19 protein-coding genes are annotated in these 24,552 nt (G+C 39.7%); 14 read left to right on the top strand and 5 right to left on the bottom strand.

All coding sequences use genetic code 11. The annotated features are described in order from the left end of the window. The 5 genes from tilS (at position 1) to KMW37_RS03560 (ending at position 7,556) form a co-directional block, all read left to right on the top strand. Positions 1 to 1,362 carry a tRNA lysidine(34) synthetase TilS gene (gene tilS, locus KMW37_RS03580; protein WP_246581314.1) on the top strand — a complete coding sequence of 454 codons (1,362 nt, stop codon included), beginning with the start codon at positions 1 to 3 and terminating at the stop codon, positions 1,360 to 1,362. A 6-nt stretch (positions 1,363 to 1,368) separates the two neighbouring features. Next, positions 1,369 to 1,884, top strand: a complete 516-nt coding sequence (locus KMW37_RS03575; protein WP_215223207.1) for a Crp/Fnr family transcriptional regulator — start codon at positions 1,369 to 1,371, stop codon at positions 1,882 to 1,884. Between the two features lie 148 nt (positions 1,885 to 2,032). Continuing rightward, positions 2,033 to 2,971: a malate dehydrogenase gene (gene mdh, locus KMW37_RS03570; protein WP_215223206.1), complete on the top strand. Its 939-nt coding sequence runs from the start codon at positions 2,033 to 2,035 to the stop codon at positions 2,969 to 2,971. 135 nt (positions 2,972 to 3,106) lie between these two features. Continuing rightward, positions 3,107 to 5,830: an NHL repeat-containing protein gene (locus KMW37_RS03565; RefSeq protein WP_215223205.1), complete on the top strand. Its 2,724-nt coding sequence runs from the start codon at positions 3,107 to 3,109 to the stop codon at positions 5,828 to 5,830. A 64-nt stretch (positions 5,831 to 5,894) separates the two neighbouring features. After that, on the top strand, positions 5,895 to 7,556 hold the full coding sequence (locus KMW37_RS03560; RefSeq protein ID WP_215223204.1) for a mechanosensitive ion channel family protein: 1,662 nt from the start codon (positions 5,895 to 5,897) through the stop codon (positions 7,554 to 7,556). 26 nt (positions 7,557 to 7,582) lie between these two features. On the opposite strand, the gene KMW37_RS03555 is transcribed toward KMW37_RS03560, so the two are convergent. Further along, on the bottom strand, positions 7,583 to 8,290 hold the full coding sequence (locus KMW37_RS03555) for a TVP38/TMEM64 family protein (protein WP_215223203.1): 708 nt from the start codon (positions 8,288 to 8,290) through the stop codon (positions 7,583 to 7,585). A gap of 99 nt (positions 8,291 to 8,389) precedes the next feature. On the opposite strand from KMW37_RS03555, the gene KMW37_RS03550 reads away from it, so the two are divergent. Beyond that, the gene (locus KMW37_RS03550) at positions 8,390 to 9,535 is read left to right on the top strand and encodes a cystathionine gamma-synthase (RefSeq protein ID WP_215223202.1); all 1,146 of its coding nucleotides are present in this window, start codon (positions 8,390 to 8,392) and stop codon (positions 9,533 to 9,535) included. A gap of 21 nt (positions 9,536 to 9,556) precedes the next feature. Here the strand turns inward: KMW37_RS03550 and KMW37_RS03545 are convergent, their stop codons facing one another. Genes KMW37_RS03545 through KMW37_RS03530 form a run of 4 tightly spaced genes read right to left on the bottom strand, consistent with a single transcriptional unit; the run spans position 9,557 to position 17,262 of the window. Beyond that, a complete protein-coding gene (locus KMW37_RS03545; RefSeq protein ID WP_215223201.1) occupies positions 9,557 to 10,396 on the bottom strand; it encodes a hypothetical protein in 840 nt (279 codons plus the stop codon). Between the two features lie 6 nt (positions 10,397 to 10,402). Next, positions 10,403 to 11,362 (bottom strand): Smr/MutS family protein, encoded by a 960-nt coding sequence (locus KMW37_RS03540; RefSeq protein WP_215223200.1) that lies wholly within the window; start codon positions 11,360 to 11,362, stop codon positions 10,403 to 10,405. Beyond that, complete coding sequence (locus tag KMW37_RS03535; RefSeq protein ID WP_215223199.1) at positions 11,359 to 12,654, bottom strand: cryptochrome/photolyase family protein; 1,296 nt, start codon at positions 12,652 to 12,654, stop codon at positions 11,359 to 11,361. The genes KMW37_RS03540 and KMW37_RS03535 overlap by 4 nt, the downstream gene beginning before the upstream one ends. 33 nt (positions 12,655 to 12,687) lie before the next feature. Further along, positions 12,688 to 17,262: a translocation/assembly module TamB domain-containing protein gene (locus KMW37_RS03530; protein ID WP_246581313.1), complete on the bottom strand. Its 4,575-nt coding sequence runs from the start codon at positions 17,260 to 17,262 to the stop codon at positions 12,688 to 12,690. A 57-nt stretch (positions 17,263 to 17,319) separates the two neighbouring features. Between KMW37_RS03530 and tsaD the strand changes: the two genes are divergently transcribed. From tsaD to KMW37_RS03490, 8 genes are all read left to right on the top strand, one after another. Beyond that, entirely contained in the window at positions 17,320 to 18,330 is a 1,011-nt protein-coding gene (gene tsaD, locus KMW37_RS03525) for a tRNA (adenosine(37)-N6)-threonylcarbamoyltransferase complex transferase subunit TsaD (RefSeq protein WP_215223197.1), read from the top strand. Between the two features lie 13 nt (positions 18,331 to 18,343). Beyond that, entirely contained in the window at positions 18,344 to 18,808 is a 465-nt protein-coding gene (smpB, locus tag KMW37_RS03520; RefSeq protein ID WP_215223196.1) for an SsrA-binding protein, read from the top strand. Continuing rightward, positions 18,774 to 19,583 carry a C40 family peptidase gene (locus tag KMW37_RS03515; RefSeq protein ID WP_215223195.1) on the top strand — a complete coding sequence of 270 codons (810 nt, stop codon included), beginning with the start codon at positions 18,774 to 18,776 and terminating at the stop codon, positions 19,581 to 19,583. The genes smpB and KMW37_RS03515 overlap by 35 nt, the downstream gene beginning before the upstream one ends. Before the next feature lie 4 nt (positions 19,584 to 19,587). Beyond that, entirely contained in the window at positions 19,588 to 20,103 is a 516-nt protein-coding gene (locus KMW37_RS03510) for an HNH endonuclease (RefSeq protein ID WP_215223194.1), read from the top strand. Positions 20,104 to 20,468: 365 nt separating this feature from the next. Then, a complete protein-coding gene (locus KMW37_RS03505) occupies positions 20,469 to 21,785 on the top strand; it encodes a gluconate:H+ symporter (protein ID WP_215223193.1) in 1,317 nt (438 codons plus the stop codon). A gap of 50 nt (positions 21,786 to 21,835) precedes the next feature. Continuing rightward, complete coding sequence (locus KMW37_RS03500) at positions 21,836 to 22,297, top strand: RidA family protein (RefSeq protein WP_215223192.1); 462 nt, start codon at positions 21,836 to 21,838, stop codon at positions 22,295 to 22,297. A gap of 2 nt (positions 22,298 to 22,299) precedes the next feature. Beyond that, positions 22,300 to 23,424, top strand: coding sequence for a D-TA family PLP-dependent enzyme (locus KMW37_RS03495; RefSeq protein ID WP_215223191.1), 1,125 nt, complete (start codon positions 22,300 to 22,302; stop codon positions 23,422 to 23,424). Between the two features lie 50 nt (positions 23,425 to 23,474). Continuing rightward, on the top strand, positions 23,475 to 24,545 hold the full coding sequence (locus tag KMW37_RS03490) for a dipeptidase (RefSeq protein WP_215223190.1): 1,071 nt from the start codon (positions 23,475 to 23,477) through the stop codon (positions 24,543 to 24,545). Positions 24,546 to 24,552: the final 7 nt, after the last annotated feature.

Below are 24,552 nucleotides of genomic sequence, written 5' to 3'. Positions count from 1 at the left end.
ATGAACGACAAAATTAATCAAAAATGGTATTTTTGGTTTATGCTTGATCAGTTTATCCAACATATACGGGGAAAAAATCTTTTAGATACCAGTAAGCGTTATCTTTTGGCCATAAGCGGAGGGATTGATAGTGTTTGTTTGGCAGTTTTATTGAAAAGAGCCCAAATAGATTTTACAATGGCCCATTGTAATTTTGGCTTACGTGGTACTGAAAGTGATGGTGATGAAAAGTTTGTTAGAGACTTAGCTGATGAGTTGGAAGTGCCCTGTATAATCAAACATTTTGAGACAAAGAAATATGCCGCTTCATTGGGGATTTCCACCCAAATGGCCGCTAGGGATCTGCGTTATGATTGGTTTGAAGAAGTTCGAATTGATCAAGGTTTTGCAGGTATAGTGGTGGCACATCATGCAGATGATCAACTAGAGACCATACTTTTGAATTTACAAAGAGGAACAGGGATTGAGGGAGTGTATGGGATGTCTGAAATTCGAGATCATATTATTCGGCCGTTATTGCCTTTTAGCAGGAAGGATCTTGAGGGGTATTCAGCTAAAGAACAGATTGATTGGAGAGAAGATAGTTCCAATAGGGAAAGTGATTATAAACGTAATTTTTTGAGAAATGAGGTTTTGCCTTTGATGAAGTCTCATGATCCTTTGGTGGAAGAGAAGCTTCATCAAAGTTTTGATAGACTGAAAGACACAGGAAGGGCATTCTTCTACCTTTATGATTTGTGGTTGAAAGGGCATGTGAAAGAGGAAAGTGAAGTTCTGTTTCTGGAGAAATCAGTTTTGGAAGATGTTCCAGGAAAAAAGTCGCTGCTTTATTATTGGCTGAGAAATTATGGTTTTAATGCTGATCAGGTGGATGATATGTTGGGTGTTATAGAAGCAGGAGAGGTAGGGCGTAAATTTGAGTCTAGATCCTATATGGTGAATATCGATAGGGATTATATCTATTTGGGAGATTTAGATCCAAGCAAAAATGAATTGTATGTTGAAAAGAATGATTTTGTAATTGATTTGGGAAAATCGGTCTATGATATATTGGTGCTGGAAGGGGAGGTCTCCCTTGACAAAAGTCCAAAGAATGTCATGTTGGACAGAAGATCCTTAGAATTTCCTTTACAAATTAGGAACTGGAAGGAAGGGGATAGATTTCGCCCTTTAGGCATGAAAAAGTTTAAAAAAATCAGCGATTTTTTGATAGATTTGAAAGTGCCTGTAATTGCTAAAAGAGAAGTCAAAGTCCTGTGTGATGCCAATGGTGAGGTTGTTTGGGTGATGGGTTACAGGGTTGATGACCGTTTTAAGGTGTCACCTGCCACAAAAGAGGTGATGTATTTGAAATTTAAATAAAGGCTTATGCTTAACCCTTTTAAGAGAACCTATTCAGAGGGAGAATTAGAGATTTTTGAATTTTTGGCCAATACCGTCTTTTTCAATAAACTGAAACATGCGGAGATGTATCGTTTTTTATCAGCGATTCATAATAGGAAATACTTGAAGGATGAGGTAATATTTTTCAGGAATGATCCTAGCCAGGCATTATATATAGTAAAGAGTGGACAGGTAAGCCTAAATGTGGATATAAAAGAAAACTTTGAGAATGTCCTGAGGATAAGAAGGGGGATGGCATTTGGGGAAAATTCCCTTTTGACAGATGCCAAGCGGGTTTACACAGCCATAGTGGATTCCGAAGAAGTGGAGTTAATGGTTATTCCACATTATGCTGTTAAGGAAGTGTTTGATAGTAGCCCCAAAATCAAGGCGAAAATGTTAGCTTCTTTGGCTGAATACTATAATGCCAATAATCATAGGTTGTTCTCAGCTTACAAAAGTTCCTTTGGATTTTTTAAGCTTGGACAGATGTTTGAGTGATCATTATTTCTCTTGTTAAGAATCTTGTACATACAGCCTAATATTGGTTTCAACTAATCAAGGGAATACTTTATTAAATAGGCTTTCTTTAATATCTTAGCGGAGCTTTTCAAAAGTTCAATCAAAAAAATAAAATAAATCATAAATCATGACTAAAGTAACCGTAGTTGGAGCCGGTAATGTGGGTGCTACTTGCGCTGATGTATTGGCATACAGAGAAATCGCTGAGGAGATTGTATTGGTAGATATTAAAGAAGGAGTAGCTGAAGGTAAAGCTTTGGATATTTGGCAAAAGGCCCCTATCAATGCTTATGACAGCAGAACTGTAGGAAGTACAAATGATTATACCAAAACTGCTAATTCTGATGTAGTGGTAATTACTTCTGGTCTTCCTCGTAAACCAGGCATGACACGTGATGATTTGATCGAAACCAATGCAGGTATCGTGAAATCAGTTACGGAAAATGTAATCAAGCATTCTCCAGATGCTATCGTGATCATCGTATCTAATCCTCTTGATGTGATGACTTTCCAAGCTCATATCACTTCAAAACTTCCTCGTACCAAAGTAATCGGTATGGCGGGTATCCTGGATACTGCTCGTTACCGTGCATTTATCGCTGAGGAGTTGAATATTTCTCCAAAAGAAATCCAAGCAATCCTTATGGGTGGTCATGGTGATACTATGGTGCCACTTCCTAGATATACTACAGTAGCTGGTATCCCAGTGACTGAGTTGATCGATAAGGACAAGTTGGATGCAATTATCGAAAGAACTAAGTTCGGTGGTGGTGAATTGGTGAAACTAATGGGTACTTCTGCTTGGTATGCACCAGGTTCAGCTGCTGCTCAGATGGTTGAAGCTATCGTTAAAAACCAAAAAAGAGTATTCCCAGTTTGTATCAAATTGGAAGGAGAATATGGAATTGATGATTGTTACTTAGGCGTTCCAGTTATCTTAGGTAAGAATGGTATCGAAAAAGTGATCGAACTAGATCTTAACGATGAAGAGAAAGCATTGTTGGAAACTTCCAGAACTCACGTTAAAGAAGTGATGTCTGTATTGGAAAACCTTGCTGCTAAATAAGCATAATAGGATGAATTAGTTTAAATCCCGGCCAAATGGTCGGGATTTTGTTTTTTTGATGGAGGGATAGTTTGATTGTATAACTGTAAGTTTTTAATTTACTGAATTAAGTAAACCTTAATTGCCCGGGAGTGTATGTTAAAACGTCTTTTGGTAATTTTGCTTGTCGCTATTATTGGATTGGCAGCTTACCTTTTTTATAGTTCAAAAGTTTTTACTAAAGAAATAGATGCAGTGGATTTGGTTTCAGATCAAGCTGTGTTTGTGTTTGAAACAGAAGAGCCTGTTCAGGTTTGGAACCAGCTTGTCAGTCAGCGAATCTGGAAACGACTCTCGGATGTGCCCTCTTTAAAAGGAGTGGAAAAGCAACTAGTCGTTTTGGACAGCCTTACCGGCAAGGGGGGCAAATTGGAAAGTACCTTAAAGGGAAACCAGTTTGTGGTCTCCCTACATCCCACAGCCAAATCAGAGTTTGATTTCTTGTTTTTAGTGGCCTTTAAGGACAAACAGCAAGATCAATTTATAGCGTCCATCAAAAATAAGGTCAGGCCTGAAAGTATCAATAGTAGACTCTACAGTGGAGAAACTATTTTTGAATACAGAGACGAGGAGCATCAGACAACCTTGTCCTTTGCCTTACTGGAAAATGTGGTGGCAGCGAGCTATAATTCTTTTTTGATAGAAGAGGCGATCCGTTATATTCAATCTGAAAAGTTGAGCAGTTTTAAGGATACTTATAGTGAACTTTATCGAGCACAGAGCTCCTATAAGGATGGTTACGGGATTTTTAGGATGGGCAGCAAGGGCGTAGCGACTTTTATCAAAGGAATTGTAAAGGAAGAGCACCTTGGACTGATCAACAATTTTTCCCAACATCAAATTTCTGCCAACCTTGAACTGAAGTTTGCTGAGAATAAGGTCTTTCTTGATGGCTTCACTTTTTACCAAAATGGAGAAAAGATGGATTTCTCCAATGAGAAAAAAGGTGGTGGCAGCTTGTTCAGTAATTATATTTCCAATCGTACTTCTATCTATTACCAATACAATATCAACGAAACTTCTCAAATCCTAGATATTTCTAATTATGCCTTTGAAAGCAAGAATACCCTAATGGGTGAAGTCGAAAAATACTTAGTGAACAAAGGTTTCCTGGATAAGCTGACAGGTGAAATAGGTTTTATGATCCTAGAAGAACTGCCCAATATGGATACGGATAAGGTTGTCATATTGAAAACCACAGCACTTGATGAGCAATTGGAGCTTTTGAAGTCATTTAGCCTTTCATTGACTCAGGGGGATACCAGCCAGCTTATCAGTAATTTTTATAAGGAAAATGAAGTCTTTATGATCAATCAGGATGAGTTTCCTGCTCATCTTTTCAATGGACAGTTTATGGGTTTCAACAGGACCTATGTCAGCAGTTATGAAGATATGTTGGTATTTGCCAATAATATGAAAGCTGTAAAGGTATTTCTGGATGATATTTATAATGACAATACTTGGGGAAGATCCATCAATCAAAGACGCTTTTTGGAGGGCGTCTCCAAGAATGCAGGGTTTAATTTTATCATGAATATTCCACGTTTTTGGAATACCCTACTAAAAGTGAGCACGCCGGATTGGCAGGCATTGTTACAAAAATATGCCCCGCAACTTAAATCAATAGACTTGGTAGCTTTGCAACTTAGTGAGTTAGGTAACCATCAATATGTGAATTTGGAACTAGGTTATAATTTGGCCCCAATTAAATCTGTTCAGGATATTTTATTGGCTGAAAGCATGGAGCTGAAGTTTGAGGAGGACTTGGTTTATGGACCCAAAGCCATAGAAAACTTTAATGATAGGAGTACTGATTTTCTCGTACAGGATAAATCGAATACCATTCACTTTTTTAATGATGAGGGTGAACGAATATTTAATAAGACCCTAAACGGTAGAATAGTAAGTGATATCTATCAAATCGATTACTATAAGAATGGAAAGCTTCAGGTTCTATTTGCAACCTCCAATGCTATTTATGCTTTTGACAGGCTGGGTGATCCCTTGCCCGGATATCCGATGAGTATGCCTAATGGGGAGCTGATAGCTCAGTTGAATTTAGTCGATTATAATAATACCCGGGACTACAGGTATTTTGTTGGATCTACTGAAGGAGATTTATATATATTCGACAAAAAAGGGAATAACCTGGAAGGATGGACGCCGAGAAAGACTTCGGGAAGACTGGCTAGTCCACCGGCACATCACCGACTTTCTGGAATAGGAGATTATATGGTGGCTTTGAACAGCAATGGAGAACTATATATCATGAACAGAAGGGGTGAATTGCAAACAGGAAGTCCTGTCAATTTAGGTGAGGGAGTGAGTACGGATTATGTACTTTTGCAACGGGGGGATCACAGTGATACTCAAATGGTGACAATCACTGCTGAGGGAGAGGTAGTCCGGGTGAACTTTAGGGGAGAACTGACTTTTAGAAGCCAATTATTGAGACCTGAAAAAAACACCGAGTTTAATTTGGTCAAGGATCAGTCTGGTGATCAATATTTGTTTGTGATTCATGAGTACAACAAAGTTTCTGTAATGAATACTGAATTGGAGGTGCTTTTTGAGAAAAACATGGCTTCTGAAGATCTGGAGTTTCAGTTTTATTCTTTTGGCTCTGATAAAAACATCTTTGTGATCATCGATAAGGTACAAGAGTTTATTTATCTCTATAATCTTGAAGGTGAGCTATTAAATACTAGACCTATCAATGGCAGCCATAAAATAGAAGTGAAATATTCTGGTAGTAAAAATGAGTATAGTATTTATGCCATTCATCAGAACCGCTTTGCAAGCTATAAAATGCCCCTTTAAGTGAAGTGTAGTTTGTAAGTTGGAATTATGTAGATTTGTGAAATCTTCAAAAAATACTTGAATTATGGGATTCCGAGTGAAGCTGATCTTTTTGGGATTGGCAATTATTTTAACTAATCGTTTATCTGCACAGATTTTACCAGATGTTTCTAACCACGCAGTTAGTGATACTGTGTCTTATTTAAATCTTTCTTCTCCTTACCATACTACGCTGACCTTTTTTCATAATTTGCAAGAAGAGAATTTCCGGCCTGAAGTGGCTGCAAAGGCATTGGGAGGAGATATTGAGGGGAAAAGGGCCATTAATCAAGCAGTGGAGTTGAAGCAAATCTTTGATGGGAGAGGAGTGTTTGTGGATATAGATAATGTCCCGAATGAGCAGGAGTATGTAGATTCTACCCATAATTATCAATCTAAATATTTCTTTGACACCAATCGGTTGCCAATGATTTTCCTTGAAAAAGATGGTGATGAATGGGTGTTTTCTCGGTTTACCGTTTCTCAGATTGATGAAATGCATAAGGAAACCTATCCTTATGGGACTGATAAATTATTGAATTTATTGCCCAAGATAGGCCAGCAAGAATATTTTGGGCTTCACCTGTGGCAGCTGGTGGGTGTTTTCCTCTTGATACTCTTTGTTTTCCTTGCCCATAAATTATTCACATTCATTGTGGACAGGGGAATGTATCATTTATCGGTTAAAGTGGGCTATGCCCATGTTGCTGAGAAGTACCTGTTGCCCGTGGCCAGGGTGGTAAGTATTTATTTCATTGTGCTCTTGTTGGATATCTTTATCAGGGTTTTACAGTTACCCATAAGCATAATTTCTTGGATAGCGATATTATTGAATGCTGCCAAGCCCTTTATCATTACTATAGTCTTTTATAAGTTGGTGGATTTGTTGTCTGCCTATTTTGAAAGGCAGGCTGATAAGACCGAATCCAATCTTGATGACCAGCTGGTACCCTTAGTAAGGAAAACCCTGAAAGCCTTTGTTGTAGTGGTGGGGTCTTTGTTTATTCTTAAAGAGGGCTTGCAAGTAGATATTTGGCCTTTTCTGACAGGACTTTCAATAGGTGGTTTGGCTTTTGCTTTGGCTGCTCAAGATACCATCAAAAACTTTTTTGGTTCAGTAATGATCTTTATTGATAAGCCCTTTCAGGTGGGGGATTGGATCACTAGTGGTGATGTCGATGGAACAGTAGAAGAGGTAGGATTTAGATCCACTAGAGTAAGGACCTTTAGGAATTCTTTGATGTATATTCCGAATGGCAAAATTGCAGATGCTACGATAGATAATCATGGACTGAGGCAGTATAGAAGATTTTACAGTACGATTACTATTACCTATGATACTCCTCCTGAGTTGATCAATATTTTTGTCGATGGTTTAAGGGAAATTGTCAAAAACCATCCCAAGATCAGAAAGGATTATTATAATGTGTATTTCAATAATATGTCGGCATTTAGCCTGGATATCATGTTTTATGTCTTCTTTGAGGTGCCAACATGGGGAGACGAGCTACAGGCGAGGCATGAAGTGCTGATTCAAATAGTGAAATTAGCCAATGAACTGGGGGTTAACTTTGCCTTTCCAACACAAACGTTGCATATGGAGACATTCCCCGAAAAGCAGGGCTTGTCACCAGTATATGAAGATAATATAGAGAACTACAGAAAGCGCTTGGATGCTTTTGTGAAAAGTGAAATGGGGAAGAAGTAAATTAACAGGAAATATGTATTGAAGGGTTATTTTCGAGATGAAGATTTTTTGAAAAACCGAATGATTCCCCAGATACTGATGATTAATAAAACGATGATAAGGAGGACCTGTGTGCCTCCTTCTTTTTTTTCAAATGCCTCTGAAATAGAAGATGCCATTAATCCTGCGCTGAAGGCCATGAAGGATCTTGGTAGCATCCCAATAAGACCATATATCAATAGGCTTTTCCAGCCTGTCTTTAGCAGTGCAAATAGTAAGTTGGAAAGCGCAAATGGGATTACTGGGCTAATTCGAACAAAGAAAATCAAGGAGCCCATTTTTGATTTTTTTTCTTCCACCAAACGGGCAGCTTTGGGATAATTTGCCAAAAGGTGCTGCAAGCTGTTATGATCTAAACTGCAGCCTATAAAATAACCTATCAGGCTAGCGACTGAACATGAAATTACTACAAATGGAAATGATGACCAGCCCCACAAGAAGCCACTTAAAATGGCTAAAAGTGTAGTGGGAGCTAGCGCTAAGCCCATAATGATGGCGCCAAGGCAAGTTAGTAAAAGTGCTATGCCAAAACTTCCATTGGCCAAATTAACCAAGTCACTACTGTATACATAACTAAGCAAAATGGTACTGCCAATTGCAGGGAAAACAAGCACCCAAATCATGGAAATTCCTATGGCTGGATTTTCTTGATAAATAAGTTTGATACGGTTGAAAAAAGCTTCTTTTTTGGGCATCTTTAACGAAATCTAGGCCGAAAATAGGTAATTTTATTTTCTTAGCTCAGGCTTGGCAGTGCAAAACAATTTTACAGTAAGCATTAATTAACAATTGATATGAAATTTGGAACGAAAGTAATCCATGCGGGTGTGGAACCAGACCCTTCTACCGGAGCTATTATGACTCCTATTTTTCAAACTTCAACTTATGTACAAAAATCCCCAGGAGATCATCAGGGCTATGAATATTCCCGGACCCATAATCCGACCAGAACGGCTTTACAAAACAGCCTAGCAGCCTTGGAAAATGGTAAGCATGGGCTGTGCTTTTCTTCAGGACTTGGCGCTATTGATGCGATAATTAAGCTGTTTAGCCCGGGCGATGAGATAATAAGCACCAACGATCTATATGGTGGGACTTATAGGATTTTTACCAAAGTCTTCGCTAAATATGGTATCAAATTTCATTTTGTCCCAATGGAGGACCCTGCCTCTATAGAGAAATATATAACTGAAAATACCAGGATGATCTGGGCAGAAACGCCTACTAATCCAATGATGAATATTGTTGATATTAAGGCATTGGCAAAGATCGCCCAGAAGCATGATGTGTTATTAGGAGTGGACAATACTTTTGCCACACCTTTTCTACAAAACCCATTGGACTTAGGAGCCGATTTGGTGATGCACTCGGTGACTAAGTATTTGGGGGGGCATTCTGACGTGGTAATGGGAGTCTTGGTGGTTAATAATGATAAACTGGCCGAAGATTTGGCCTTCATTCAAAACTCTTGCGGCGCCACTCCAGGTCCACAAGATTGTTTCTTGGTGTTAAGAGGGATAAAAACCTTGCACTTGAGAATGGAGCGCCATTGTCAAAACGGAAAAACCATTGCAGGTTATCTTCGGAATCATCCTAAAGTAGATAAGGTTTTCTGGCCAGGATTTGAAGATCATCCTAACCATGATGTTGCGCTTGAGCAAATGAGGGGCTTTGGAGGAATGATTTCTTTTACCATCAAGGGAAATAAGATTGAGGATGCCAAAACAATCTTGGAAAACCTAAAGTATTTCTCTTTGGCAGAATCACTAGGTGGAGTGGAGTCCCTTTGTGGGCACCCTGCGACGATGACCCATGCCAGTATTCCCAAGGCGGAAAGGGAGAAAGTCGGTCTTTCGGATTCATTGATACGATTAAGCGTAGGAGTTGAAGATGCAGAAGATCTTAAAAATGATCTGGCACAGGCCTTGGCAAAGGTTTAATTCAAGATACCTTTAGATCAGTTAGCCTAAGATATTTGTGAACAAATGATGCGATTGGCTAACCACCTTGGTGGTTAGCTTTTTTTTGTTGCTTTTTAAGGAGAGGATAAGGTCAAGGTATTTTTGCGAAGGCGTTTCCTCCGTGTTAGAATGTACAAAGGTAAGATGCTGCAGGAAAAGGTGGTTTTGGTACCATTTGTAGAGCAGCTGGCTCAGTTGGTTCATATGGTCATGGACCAGTTCTGTAAAGGTGGAGTTGAGCCCAGAAACGATCCTTACATTCTCCAGTGTGATAATTACCTGAAGCCCTTCATAAATATCCTTTATTTCCTTCGCCTCCAGTTTTGTTCCACTATCAGACTTGAAGAATTCTAGCTCCTCATTGATAATTTGGGTGGTCGAGGTGTTGATCTGAAGTGGTCTCAGGGCTTTGCTATATTCAAAAGCCTCCTTGTACAGGGCTTCCCAGATTTCAAAAGGCGTGCCTATGATAACATCATAGGCAGCTGTATATATTTTGTTTTTATCCTTTAACAGGATCTTTTCGTATGATTTATAGCTAAGGTTGGACTTGGCAGAGGCAGATTCAAGAGCCTCCTGAATCAGTTTGATATGCAGTACCTTTTTTAGGGATTTAAAGAGCTGCTTATATGGTTCAAATAATTCGAACTTTAGCTTTTTCTCATTAAAATGGATGCGGCTCAATAAGTCAATATAAATCTCCAAAAAGATAAGTTTCTCTTCCAGTTCAATGGCTTTTTTCGACTTAAACTGTTTGGCAAGGGAGGCAAAAAGCTTTTTAGCAATAGTGTATTGCTGATCGAAGAGCTGAAATATCGGAGAAACTTGTTGAACTTGCATTTGAGTCTAATTTATACGTACAAGAGTGGCACCATATCCAAATCGGCTCTTTTGGGTATCTTGAAAATACTTAATATTTTCCAATTGACTGAGGTATTTGTGGATTTCTTTTCGAAGTACCCCATTGCCCAAACCATGTATAAAGGTGATTTCATCCATTCCTGTCGCAATGGCATAGTTTAGATTTTTCTCAAAAGTTTCCATTTGTAGCTTGAGCATTTCGGTATTGCTCATAAATTCATGATCCTTTGTGAGTTTCTCAATATGAAGATCAATTTCTTTTTCTGGACGCTTGAATTGCTGACTTGCTGGTTCTTCCTCCTTGCCCTTATTGAGTTCCTGATTAAGCTTATTGATGTCCAGAGCTTGTGTTTGCTGGTCAATGGCAAACAGGTATCCCTTTTTTCCTGTTACTGGAGCTATCTGCTGGTTTTTGAAAAAGGTAGAAGCCTTGAACTTTACTTTTTTCTCAAATGGAGCAAGGGTTTTCTCGGCCCGATGGTTAATCGGAATAAATTGCAGGAAAAGTGCAGGCCAGTTTTCAAACTGCGGAATGGATTTTTCATCCAGCTTTTTAGAACTTAGGGCACTGATGGTTCCTGAAGAAAGTGTTTTGGAGTTGTCTCCAAAAATATCAGAAGCCATAAAGACATAATCCTTCTCGGTATTGTTGATCAAATGAAGGCTCAATGTTTTATCGTTGATAGCTACATAGCTCAAATATAAACCTTCGCTCGTCTTGCTGCTTTTGGCAGTTGGAAGCGGACTTTCTTTCTCTGTTGTTTTGGAGCTGTCGCTTCCAAAATATTGTTTTTCGGTTTCATGTATCACCACTACCTCATTTTTCATGGCAGGGATTCTAAAGCCATCTTCAATTTCAATTTCTATTCTCCCTCCGCTGGAAATTTTGGTAATGGTCCCTTCTTCGTTTCCGTGCAGTAAACGCACCTTGTCTCCTATATTCATGATTCTAATGCTGATTTATATGTTTTGAGCGCTCTTTCTCGCGCTTGTTTGTGATCTACCATCGGTTCTGGGTAGTTGTCAGATCCAAATTCCTTGACCCATTTTTTGATGTATTTAAGGTCTTTGTCGAATTTCTTGATTTGCGAGCTTGGGTTGAAAATCCTAAAATAGGGTTGTGCATCAGTACCTGTTCCTGCTGCCCACTGCCAATTGCCATTATTGGAGGCCAACTCGTAATCAAGTAATTTCTTTGCAAAATACGCTTCTCCCCAACGCCAGTCAATCAAAAGATGCTTGGTGAGAAAACTGGCTACAATCATCCTTACCCTATTATGCATATGACCAGTGGTATTAAGTTCGCGCATTCCCGCATCCACTATGGGATAACCTGTTTTTCCCTGACACCATTTTTTGAATTCTTCTTCATTATTTCTCCATGGAATCTTATCGTATTGAGTTTTAAATGACTGGTCAACCACTTGTGGGTTATGAAAAAGAATCATCATAAAGAATTCCCTCCAAATCAATTCACTGAGGAAAACTTCATTTAATTCAGCCACTTCCAATGCCAGAGACCTTACACTTACAGTGCCAAAGCGCAAGTGGATGCCCAGTTTGGATGTTCTGTCTTTGGCAGGGAAATCACGATCTTGATCATAGCTCTTGATCAGGTTTTGATCAACCTCCAACGTTGGTAAATTGATATCAGTTTCTTCAAATCCAATATCAGATAATGAAGGTATTTCAAAAGGAGTAGTTTGATAAAGATGCTTGAAATTGGCTTTCAAGACTTGAGGTGGATTGGACCTGAATTTCTTCAACCAAGCATTTTTGTAAGGTGTATAGACCTTGTAGAAGTTGCCACTTTCATTCAGTACTTCGTCTTTTTCGAAAATTACTTGGTCCTTGAAGTCGAGGAAATCAATCTTTAGACTCTTTAAATAGGTTTCAACTTCTTGGTCTCTTTTGATGGCATAAGGTTCATAGTCCCTATTGGTGTACACGGATGATATTTTAAATTCCCGCGATAATTCTTTAAAGACATCTAGTGGATTACCTATTTTGATCTTTAAGGAAGCCCCTTTTATTATCAACTGTTCATTGATGGAAATCAGGTGTTGGTGAATAAAGGTCACTCTCGCATCTTTTTTATCCTCGAGTTCATCCAAAATTGATGTGTCGAAAATAAAAATGGGGAGCACATTGGTTTCATTTTGGCAGGCATAAAACAAACCTGTATTGTCTTCCAGTCTTAGGTCCCTTCTAAACCAAAAAATACATACTTTCTCCATTGTTGATCTTTTTAGAGATAGAATACAAAAGTACTAGTTATTGTTTGGCTCTTCATCAAGTTTTTCCTCAATTGGCCTGGATTCTGGTATATTAATTTGTGGGAGATCATCTGGGGTTTTCGGCGAAGAATCATCAGGGTTTTGTGTGTCATCCTGATAATCAAACCTTAGGAAATCATCCGTGTCATTGATAAGCAACTTCTCCTTTTTCTTGTTGCTGATATTCTGGAAAAGCTCCTTCAGGGAGCTGAACAATAAGGTTTGTGAGACTGATACACCATAGGTGTTGACCCTGTCGATATTCAAAGAGGTAAGGTTACTGAAATTATTCCTGTTGTAGATCCTGATTCTGTATCTGCCATCATTGGTGATCAGGTACTCAGCCTGCCAATCACCTGCAATACTTCCTAAATCAGCATTTCCCTGAGGATCAGTAAAACTTCCGTCTCTGGTTACTCTTAATCGGCCATCCAAGAAAGTGTAGGCCACCCTGAGCTGGAAGGTTTCCAAAGCGGTATTGTCCAAGGAGGTAAGGTCGATATTGATTTCCAGATTTTGGTCAACCTGCGAAAGGAGTGCATTGAGTTGGGAAGAAACCAACTGGCTTAGATTTGAAAAACCAATTCCGGCACTATTAAATTGTCCTTCTGGGGAGAATCTTCTCAGCATGATCAATGAGAATACCTGTCTGTTCTTTTCTTGCTCATCGTTTGCTATACGGTTTTTGAAGGCAGAAATGGTGGTTTGGGATTCTCCTTCTGGAAATTCGGAAAAGTCAAAATCAAAGTTGATATCTGGTGATAACAGCGGGCCATCAAGATCCATAATTACCTTAACAGGATACCTTCGATATAACTGTGAGTTCTCAAATTCTGGGCTGCTAGTTTGACTGTTTTGCAAGCTGGTAAGAGATACATTTTCCTCATAAGTGGCTTTGATGTCCATCACTCCTTCATAAGGGTCCCCATACCAGGAGATTCTTCCACCGGGGAGTATCTCAAACTGTCTGTTGATGATATTATAAAGGGAAAAATTGTATTTGGCATCAACAATTTCAAAATCTCCAGTCATGGAGAATTCACCCTGCGTATCAATGTTCAGGTTAAGGATGCCTTTGCCTCTTCCTTGGATATTTTCACCTGTCCTTGGATCTATTTGAATTTCAGTATAGGCATCAGGAGTGACATCCAATACAAAGTTCATTCTCACATTATTGATAGCAAGCTTTTCAACTGTTTCCTCTATTTTGATTTCACGAGTTGTGTCCCTTACATTGATGATATTGATGAATTCTTCTTGGGTTTGGCCTTCTGATTCACCTATAGGGATATATATTTTGGTGTTGGGTTGGGTAGTGGCATTTGCTGTAATGTCCAAATTAGAGGCCGCTCCAAAAATTTTCAATGTACCGCTGGCATAAGCTGTACCATAAAAGAGGTCATTGTCCCTTGCGGAGGTATTGAGCACTTGGAAATTGTTGAGATCGGAGGAAATGTCCAATACAAAGTTCCTGAAGGCATCATGGGCTATCCCACCACTCATTCTGGCGGAGTTTTTCTGAACATCAGTAACATTCAATCCCCTAAAACTGATCTCATTTGGCATGAAGTTAATATTGCCGTCTACTGTATAATAAGTGTTTAGGTAATTAACGCGAACGGAACCACCGCTTATTTTTCCTAATCCCTCTATATTGGGTTGGTTGAGTGTGCCTGTCATTTTTAGATCTCCAGAAACGGTTCCTCCAAATTCTGTAAGATAGGTAGAAAGGAAAGGTTCCAGTATATCCAACTTGGTGTTTTCTAGCTTACCATCCAAATTAATTTGATCATCGGTGGTGTCTATATATCCTTTTACTTCTATGTTATTTTTGTTGTCCCTATAGCTGGCCAAGTTCAGGTTCATTTTATTGTCCTCAAAATAAGTAGCAGCTTCTATATTGCCAATTAGGAATTTGTTGATGTACAAGCTGTCTATGGTAAGGCTACCATAAGATCCTGATCTTTCTATAAAACTGTTTAAGGCAAAAATCCCATTGGCTCTACCCTTGTATTCTTTATTGCCAAAGGTGTTGAGGAAATCCACGTTAACATCATGGATCTCAAAGCCTAAAATCTCATCAGGGTCTTCATTGATACGGCCATTGAAGGCCAAGTATTGGTCTTCATGGAAAAGTTTTAGATTGTCAAAGTCAATTTGTCCATCAGAAATATTAATCGAATTGTCAGGATCAAATTCCCAGTAGTTATCAAGTATTTTGATCTCTGAGGGCTCGAAAACTATATTGGTATTGGTTTTGGAAAGTTGGATTTCACTTTTGATTCTCGCATAACTTTCAGTTTTCAGTTGGTCAATGTTGAGATTGAAATCAATGGCGGATTCATTCCAGATGGCTTCCAGGCTGAGGTAGTTGAAGTTTATTTCCGGAGCAAGTTGCTGTTCTTTGGAATTGATATAGCAGGCAGCCAGCACTTCCCTTGAGTTCCGGATTTTGGCAGTGTTAAAATCCAGATCGTTTTCCAAGAAAATTTTATTGTCATACTGAATGGTGTCTATACCAGAGTAAAAGTTGAAAATAGTGTTTTCGGCTGTTTGGTAAAAGGCACCCTCAACTGAGGTGTTTTTGGAAATATATAATGAAGGTTCATAAAGATTGATGATGGGATTGATATCGAATAAGTTCATCGTGATATCAATATTGTATTCCTCAAAATCTTCCTTAGACTCTTCTTCCGTTTGGATTTCTGAGTTGGTCAGAATGGCCAGATAATTATCGAGTAATAGCTGGATATCACTATAAACTGTTTTTGACTTGAAATTTCCCGAGATACTGGCTACCAACAAATCAGAGTTGAGAGAGATCATTCTGGTATCTTCAGTGAATACAGATTGAAAAAAGAAGTTGTCAATGGCTAGGCTTCGGCCATCATGGCTGATCAACAAGTCTTTGAACCTCGCTATACCTTCCACCTCATCCACATCTGTACCCTTGGTGTCCAGTTCGACTCCACCACTGACGAAGAATTCTTCTTCTGTTAATTTTATTGCTTTAAGGTAAGCAGTATCTAATCTTGCGGTAAGCCTTGCTGAATCTTTTTGGTCTCTTAGGTCAAGAACACCATTAATATTCATTTTTAGGTTAGGGTCATCTACTGCCAGTTGTCCTCTAAATAGGTCTTTACCAAAGGTGGCATTGGTTTCAATTCCTGTGTAATTATAACCCAAAATCCCAATTTTACTGACTTTGGTGTCAAGTTCCAGTAATGCTGTCTCCAATGAAGTGCCAGTTCCCCTTAGGTTTCCTTTAAGGCTGACTTTCTGAAAGGTTTTTGGGTCTTCCATGATCTTGCCAAGATTGAATTCCTTTAGGCTAAGCTGTCCATAATATCGAGGCTGTTCTTTATCAATAAGGTAGTTGAGCTTTCCTGTAAAATCCCCTATTTGGGTCCTGAATTCTCCTTGAGTCTGGAAACGGGTAAGGTAGCCAGTAAAGTCAGCATCAAAGAAAAAGGTTTTGAATTTATTGATTTCTTTTCTGCCTTTTTCATCCAAGTAGGGGGCAAGGTCGGTGCTGTTTACCGTGGAGTTAACCAGGGAAAGTTGGAAGAAAGTGCTGTCTATTTTGGGGAGTCCATCAATATTGAACTTTCCGAAAAGTGCACTCCTTTTTCCAAATCGAATCAACAATTCCTCAGAAAACAGGTCGCTCACTTTTCCGGTGATTTGCCCGCTTAAATAGATTTTGTCATCGAAGTCCGGGATCTTACTGGTGAAATATTTCAGGTCTTTGATATCTAATACGGACTCATCCAGTTGAGCGGTAATATTTACTTGGTTATTGAAATCACTAAGGGATTTGATGTTCTCGTAGCTGAACTTCAAGTAATTCTTTATGATGGTTTCATTGGACTTGAAGTAAAGGTTTTGGAATTCCATATCTTGGGGAGAATAGCTGAATAAGGTTCTCAGCTGTTGGAATTCCATTCCAGAAGTGGATTCCAGTCCCTGCAGATACATTATATCGAAATTGAAGTTGCTTCCCTCTGCTACAAAATCCCTGGCTCCTCCAAATAGATTACGGAACCTCAGGCGTGTATAATCAAAGCCATTTTCAATTTTATCTTTTCGAAGGTCAAAAATGTCAAGTGACGTTCCTTCGAAAAAAATATTGTCAATTATAAACTCACTGCTTTTGGATCCATTTTTCTTTTTTCTTTTTCCTAGGAACCTGTTAATGTTTTGGATAAAACCTGAAATGTTGGGTGTAGAGTCTCCAGGATGGATAAGGAATTTTAATTTTCCACCCTTTAGCCTTATCTCATCGAGGCCAGGGCTTTCAGCATCCAGCAGGCCTTTTAGAGAAAAATCTATGAATATTTCATCTAAATCTGCCATTAGACTGTCCTGCGGATCTTTAACTGTAAGCCCCTTTAGACTGATAGTATCCCACCAACGGATATTTACTGTTTGAATTTTTGTTTCAAAACCGGTGTTCTTACTGAGTTTGGAGGCAAAAAACTGAGTTGCTTGGGTTTGAATAGCCGGAATTTGCAGCGCTCCAGCCACCAAAAGTAAAAGGATCAGCAGAAAAGCTGCTACTCGAAGCATTCCCCGCAAAGCTTTCTGCAAAAATTCCGTAACTTTCGATTTCTTTTCCAAAGGATTATGAAGAATATTAATATACTCGCTATAGAGTCCTCCTGTGATGAGACATCAGCGTCTATTATATCTGACGGCAAAATACTTAATAATATTGTCGCCACGCAATCGGTTCACGAAAAATATGGTGGTGTTGTGCCAGAGCTAGCTTCTCGTGCGCACCAACAACACCTTATTCCAGTAATTCATGAGGCGATCGAAACTTCCGGCCTGAAAAAGGAAGATCTATCGGCAGTGGGTTTTACACGTGGCCCTGGATTAATGGGTTCTTTGATGGTAGGGGTTTCATTTGCCAAGTCTTTTGCTTATTCGTTAGGGATTCCGCTGATAGATGTAAATCATATGCAAGCCCATATTTTAGCTCATTTTATAGATGATCCCAGGCCTCAGTTTCCCTTTATATGCTTGACAGTAAGTGGTGGACATACCCAGTTGGTTCTGGTGAAGGATTATTTGGATATGGAAGTGGTTGGTGAAACATTGGATGATGCGGTAGGGGAAGCATTTGATAAAACGGCTAAATTGTTGGGATTACCTTATCCAGGTGGACCATTGGTGGATAAGAATGCCCAAGAGGGAAATCCTGAAGCATATAAGTTTCCTGTTTCGGAAATGCCCGGATTGAATTACTCTTTTAGTGGAATCAAGACTGCGGTGCTCTACTTTTTGAGGGACCAGATAAAAGAGAATCCTGATTTTATAGATCAAAATATGGCAGATATCTGCGCTTCAGTTCAGTATACATTGATCAAAATGCTTATGCAAAAGTTGAAGAGGGCTGCCAGAAAATATAAGGTGAAGGATATAGCTATAGCTGGAGGGGTGTCAGCCAATTCAGGTCTGAGAAAGGAATTGGAAAGATTGGCAGGAGAATTGAAATGGAAAGTTTATATTCCAAAATTTGAGTATTGTACGGATAATGCGGCCATGATAGCAATGGCAGCGCACTATAAATATCTCAAAGGGGAATTTTGTGGATTGGAAGTCAGCCCAATGGCAAAAATGAAGATTGGTTAATAAGCGTTTAGAGATGGCTAAAGAAAATAGATTTAGTAAAGTAATCAATATTAAGAACAGGAAGGCAAGTTTTGAATTTGAATTCTTGGACACCTATGTGGCAGGTTTGTCATTGATGGGTACTGAGATCAAATCTATCAGGGAAGGAAAAGTATCCTTGAAAGAGGCCTTTTGCTTTTTCAGAAGGGGAGAGTTGTTTGTAAAGCAAATGCATATTTCTCCATATGCTCAAGCTGCTCATTTCAACCATGATGCGGTTAGGGAACGTAAACTTTTGCTTAATAGAAGAGAGCTTGATAAATTAGAAAGTAAATTAAGCGAGAAAGGACTTTCTATTATTCCTGTTCGTATATTTATTAATAACAAGGGCTTAGCTAAAATGGAAATAGCCCTAGGTAGAGGTAAAAAACTTCACGACAAACGTCAGGACATTAAGAAAAAGGATGCAAAACGAGAACTTGACAAAATGGCCTATTGATCAGATATATGGTATATGCAGGTTAAGTCTGATAAGTGTATATCAAGAGCCCAGACCAGGGTCAGGTCTGCTTACCCAAATACTTTTTGGAGAGACCTATCAGGTGGAGGAAAAAACTCCTAGTGAAAATTGGCTTAAGGTGAATGTGCAGGTGGATGGAACAATTGGATGGATTCCTGCCATACAACACGAAAGCATATCCAAGGAAGCATTTGATTTTTATCAAGAAGAGGATTTTCAAGTGGTTTCTTCACCGCTTTCCTCGGTGAAGTTCAGGGGAGAGACCTTATACTTACTACCAGGAAGTAATTTACATATCGGTTCCAGTGAATTGTTTGATATGGGTGGAACCGTAGAGTTCAAAGGAAGTTCAAGACATTTTAAAGAGAAGGCCACTAGGGGAGAACTGGTGTCCCTTGCTCGAATGTTTATTAATGTGCCCTTTCTGTCTGGCGGAAGGGGTTTTTTTGGTATTGGGTCTGGAAGCTTTATTCAGCTGATATATAAGATGGCCGGTTATATGGTGCCTAAGTTTATTTCCCAATTAATCGATGCTGGTAAGGAAGTGCCCTACACTGAAGTACAGCTCGGAGATATAGTAATATTTGGAAATTCGAAAGATATTCCCCATCATGCAGGAATATATGTTGGTGAAAGTCAGGTGATTCATGTGAGGGGAAAGGTGAGAGTGGATACAGTGAAGTTGGATGGAACTAAAATGGCTAAAAACAATTCTCCTTTATATCAGGTTTTGAAAATCAGGTGTTTAATGTAGGTCAATGGAAAAGAAGGTACTCGTGCTCAATTTAGATCATACGCCCATAGCTGTGGTGACGGCACAGAAAGCGATGGTGCTCACTATCTTGGAGAAAGTGAGTGTATTGGCAGATTATTCTTTTCTAAGTATCCGCACCATTGATCAGGAATTTAAATACCCAGCTGTCGTAAGGTTGGATGAATATAAAAATGTGCCCTACAGGGGAGTGTTGCTCAATAGAAATAATCTTTTTAAAAGGGATAATAATGAATGTCAATACTGCGGTTCCCAAAAGCACCTTACCGTAGATCATGTCGTTCCCCGCTCTAAGGGAGGAAAGACTAACTGGACGAATTTAATTACTGCCTGTCACAGGTGTAATGTTCAAAAGGGAGACAAAAAACCTGAAGAAGTGGGGATGCTCTTGAGGAGGAAGCCATTCAAGCCTAATCTTTCTTATTTTTTGGCTGAATACGCTGAGAAAAATGCTGAGGAATGGGTGCCGTTTTTAGATGTCAAGACGGTACAAAGTGATTGAGTTTTTCGGGATTTGCCTTTTAATCTGAAAAATGCACGAATGCTAAAACGAATAATATGATTATCTGTTTTCACACCGGTAACCTTATTTCTCACAGCCTGTCCCGATTTATCGGGAGATTCCACAGATTTTCACTGATCTACCTAACGGAAGACAGGTTTAATTCCTCGTTTCAGTAAGATCTGGTCCATTTTTCAGGGAATGTTTTGAAGGGTGAACTTTACTGGTGCAATAGCGGATATACAGAACGAATAATATGATTTTATGGTAATAAAAGATGTTTTCTGTTTTTCTTTTGGGTGAATGACAAACAATTTAATCGATTAATTTTTATATTGGTTTTTTAACCAAAACCCAAGTTACCATTGACTATACTTTATGTGTTGATGAGCATTTTGCTCTTAGTTTTGCTTATTGTTTGGGCAAAGATCAATCCTTTTCTAGCTTTCTTGATTACCTCTATTAGCGCAGGGTTTTTACTGGGAATTCCGGTGGAAGAGATTGCAGGATCTGTTCAGCAAGGAATGGGGAAATTATTGGGGGATCTTATCATTATCATTACCATGGGAGCCATGCTGGGTAAGCTGGTGGCCGAAAGCGGGGCGGCACAGCGGATTGCAGGTTTTTTAATGGGGATTTTTGGAAAGAAATACATCCACTGGGCGATGATGGTGACCGGGCTGGTGGTCGGTATTCCTTTGTTTTATACTGTAGGGTTTGTGTTATTGGTTCCATTGGTATTTACGGTAGCCTACCAGTTTAAGCTCCCCGCCATTTTTGTGGGGATTCCTCTTTTGGCAGCATTGTCCGTGACCCATGGTTTTCTGCCTCCTCACCCTTCACCAGCGGCATTGGTGGCACAGTTTGATGCCAATATGGGACTGACTTTATTGTACGGGATGATTATTGCCATTCCTACCATTTTGGTAGCTGGTCCTTGGTTTGCCCAATTCCTCAAGAAAATTCCTTCCAATCCATTAGAAACATTTCGAGCCAATCCCAAGCCTGAGGATACACTGCCTAGCACCTTTAATAGCTTTTTCTCAGCTTTATTGCCAGTAGCTTTATTGATTGGGACTACCGTTTTAGCCCTGAAGGTTCCTGAAAGTCATAGGCTTTATCCCTATATAATATTTGTAGCAGATCCTGGAATGGTGATGTTAATTTCATTGATAGTGGCTACTTTTACCTTAGGTCTGGGGATGAAGGTGGATATGAAGGAGCTGATGGGGCAGTATGTTCAGGCCGTAAAAGATGTCTCCATGATTATCTTGATTATTGCAGGAGCCGGTGCCTTGAAGCAAGTGTTGCTGGACAGTGGAGTGAGTCAGGTTATTGCGGATTCCTTGGAGACTTGGGATGTTCATCCATTATTGCTGGCTTGGACCATTACTGCGGTAATCCGGGTCTGCGTTGGGTCGGCAACTGTAGCAGGCCTGACTACGGCAGGTATCATCGCCCCTTTAATTCATGATTCTGGAGTTGATCCAAATTTGGTGGTATTATCAATAGGGGCTGGCAGCTTGATGTTTTCACATTTTAATGATGCTGGATTCTGGATGTACAAGGAGTTTTTTAATGTCAGTATTAAGGATACTATTAAATCATGGTCAATGATGGAGACCATTGTGGCCGTTGTGGGTTTGATGGGAGTAATGACCTTAGATTGGCTTTTGTTTTAAGGATAAGTTAAATTATCCCAATAAGAGATTGATAACGAAAAAATAAATAGATGTCTGCTGAAGAGAATTTTAATAAGCTAGGATTGAACTTGCCTCCAGCTCCCAAGCCTTTAGGAGTTTATAAGCCTTGTTTGATAGATGGGAAATACCTATACCTCTCTGGCCATGGTACTGTGCAAGATGATGGAAGTCTCATTATGGGACGAATAGGATTGGACATGGATATGGAAGAGGGGAAGTTGGCTGCTCGTCAGGTAGGTTTGGCGATGCTTTCAACTATTCGTGAAAATTTGGGAAGCCTAAATAAAGTAAAGCGAGTAATTAAGGTGCTAGGGATGGTGAATTGTGTTGCTGACTTCGAAAGACATCCTTTTGTGATTAATGGAGTTAGTGAGCTTTTTGCGTCAGTATGGGGGGAGGGAAATGGTGTTGGAGTAAGAAGTGCAGTGGGGTTTGGTTCTCTACCTGATAATATTCCTGTTGAAGTGGAGGCAGTTTTTGAATTACATTAAAGATGTTATTGGAAGACTTACAGAATTGGTATGATGTAAAGGGGATTGAAAAAGTAGATTCACCGTCTTTGTTGGTATATCCAAGAAGGGTGAAACAAAATATAAAGCGTGCCATTGCCATGGCGGGCGGCCCTGAATTTCTTCAGCCGCATGTTAAAACCTTCAAGTGTCAAGAGGTGGTGCATTTGCTGATGAATGAAGGGGTTGCTAAGTTCAAATGTTCAACAATAGCTGAAGCAGAAATGTTGGCCATTGCTGGGGCAAAAGAAGTACTGATTGCCTATCCTATGGTGGGGCCAAAGGTAGACAGAATGGTTAAATTGATTTTGGCCTATCAAGATACCCAGTTTTCCTGCTTAGTGGATTGCCCTGCTCAAGCTGAGTATCTTTCAGATCATACTCATTTGGCGGAGGTTTATCTTAGAGTGTACTTAGATCTCAATGTAGGTACAGATCGCACTGGTATACGGCCAGGCAAAAAAGCAGAGGTACTTTTTGATCTTTGCAAGGCCACCAGCCATTTGATTATAATGGGCTTGCATGTTTATGATGGGCATCTTCGACAAATAAATATAAAGGATAGAAGATTGGCTTGCAATGAGGCTTTTGAGCCTGTTCAGGAAATGGCCCGAAAAATGGAAGTAAAGTATGGGAAAAAAGTTTCCATCATTGCTGGAGGAAGCCCTACATTTCCCATTCATTCCAAAAGAGAAGGGGTGATTTGCAGCCCAGGTACTTTTCCTTATTGGGATCGTGGGTATGCCTTAAGCTTGCCTGAACAAAAGTTTGCTTATGCGGCTGTGTTAATATGTCGTATAATTTCAAAACCAGCTCCAGACTTGATTTGTGTTGATCTGGGCTATAAGTCAGTGGCCTCTGAAGGTCCCTTGGAAAATAGGGTTTGGTTTTTGGATTATCCTGATTTGGTACCTGTAAGCCATAGTGAAGAGCATATGGTGCTGAGAATAAAAGAAGATATGAATCTGAGCATAGGGAAATTATTGTATGCGATACCCTATCATATTTGCCCTACTGTTGCTATGTATGATAGGGTGTTGCCCATAGAATATGAGAAGGTGTCAGGAAGATGGGCGACTTTGGCAAGGCGGAGACGAATTAATATTTGAAAGAAAAACCACCAAAAAATAGGAACCAACCAAAATAATAAACCAGACCTATGTTTACTGTAGATGCCCATTTGGATTTAAGTATGAATGCATTGGAGTGGAACAGGGATTTGACCCGATCCGTAGATGCTATCAATAGAAGAGAGTACGGGCTTGATGATAAACCAGATAGAGCAAAGGCTACGGTTTCATTTCCTGCATTGAGGGAGGGGAATATTGGTTTGGTGGTGGCTACGCAAATAGCCCGTTATGTGGCCCCAGGTAATCCGCTTCCTGGATGGCATTCTCCTGCTCAGGCCTGGGCACAGACTCAAGGTCAACTGGCTTGGTATAAGGCTATGGAGGATCTTGGTGAGATGGTTCAGGTAAAAGATTTAGCTGGATTGGAAGCCCATCTTCAATTATGGGCCAATGGCACTCAAAATGATAAAAAGCCAATAGGATATATCTTGTCGTTGGAAGGGGCTGATTCTATAGTTGATTTAAGTTATTTGGAAAAAGCATATGCCTATGGGCTGAGAGCCTTGGGCCCTGCGCATTATGGGCCTGGTAGATATGCACAAGGAACAGATGCTACTGGTTTTATGGGGAAGAAGGGGCAAGAATTATTAAAGGAAATGGAGCGACTTAATATTGTCCTGGATGCTACCCATCTTTGTGATGATAGTTTTTGGGAAGCCTTAGATCACTTTAATGGGGCAGTATGGGCCAGTCATAATAACTGCAGGGCATTGGTGAATCATAATAGACAGTTCAGTGATGATCAGATCAAAGCCTTAATAGAAAGAGGGGCTGTGATTGGAGGCGCCTTGGATGCTTGGATGATGGTGCCTGGATGGGTGAGGGGAGAGTCCACTCCTTTGGGGATGGACTGTAATTTGGCAAAAATGATAGATCATTTGGACCATATCTGCCAGCTTGCGGGGAATGCTGATCATATAGGTATAGGGACAGACCTTGATGGTGCGTTTGGTAAAGAACAATGCCCCTATGATTTAGAAACAATTGCTGATTTACAGAAAGTGCCTGATTTGCTTGCTCAAAGAGGGTATTCGGAAGAAGATATAGAAAAAGTGATGCATGGCAATTGGCTTAGGTTTCTAAGAAATGCGTGGTCATAATGTGGTG

The organism is Echinicola shivajiensis (genome assembly GCF_018642165.1).
Taxonomy (GTDB): domain Bacteria; phylum Bacteroidota; class Bacteroidia; order Cytophagales; family Cyclobacteriaceae; genus Echinicola; species Echinicola shivajiensis.
This window is presented reverse-complemented; position numbering and strand designations above follow the sequence as displayed.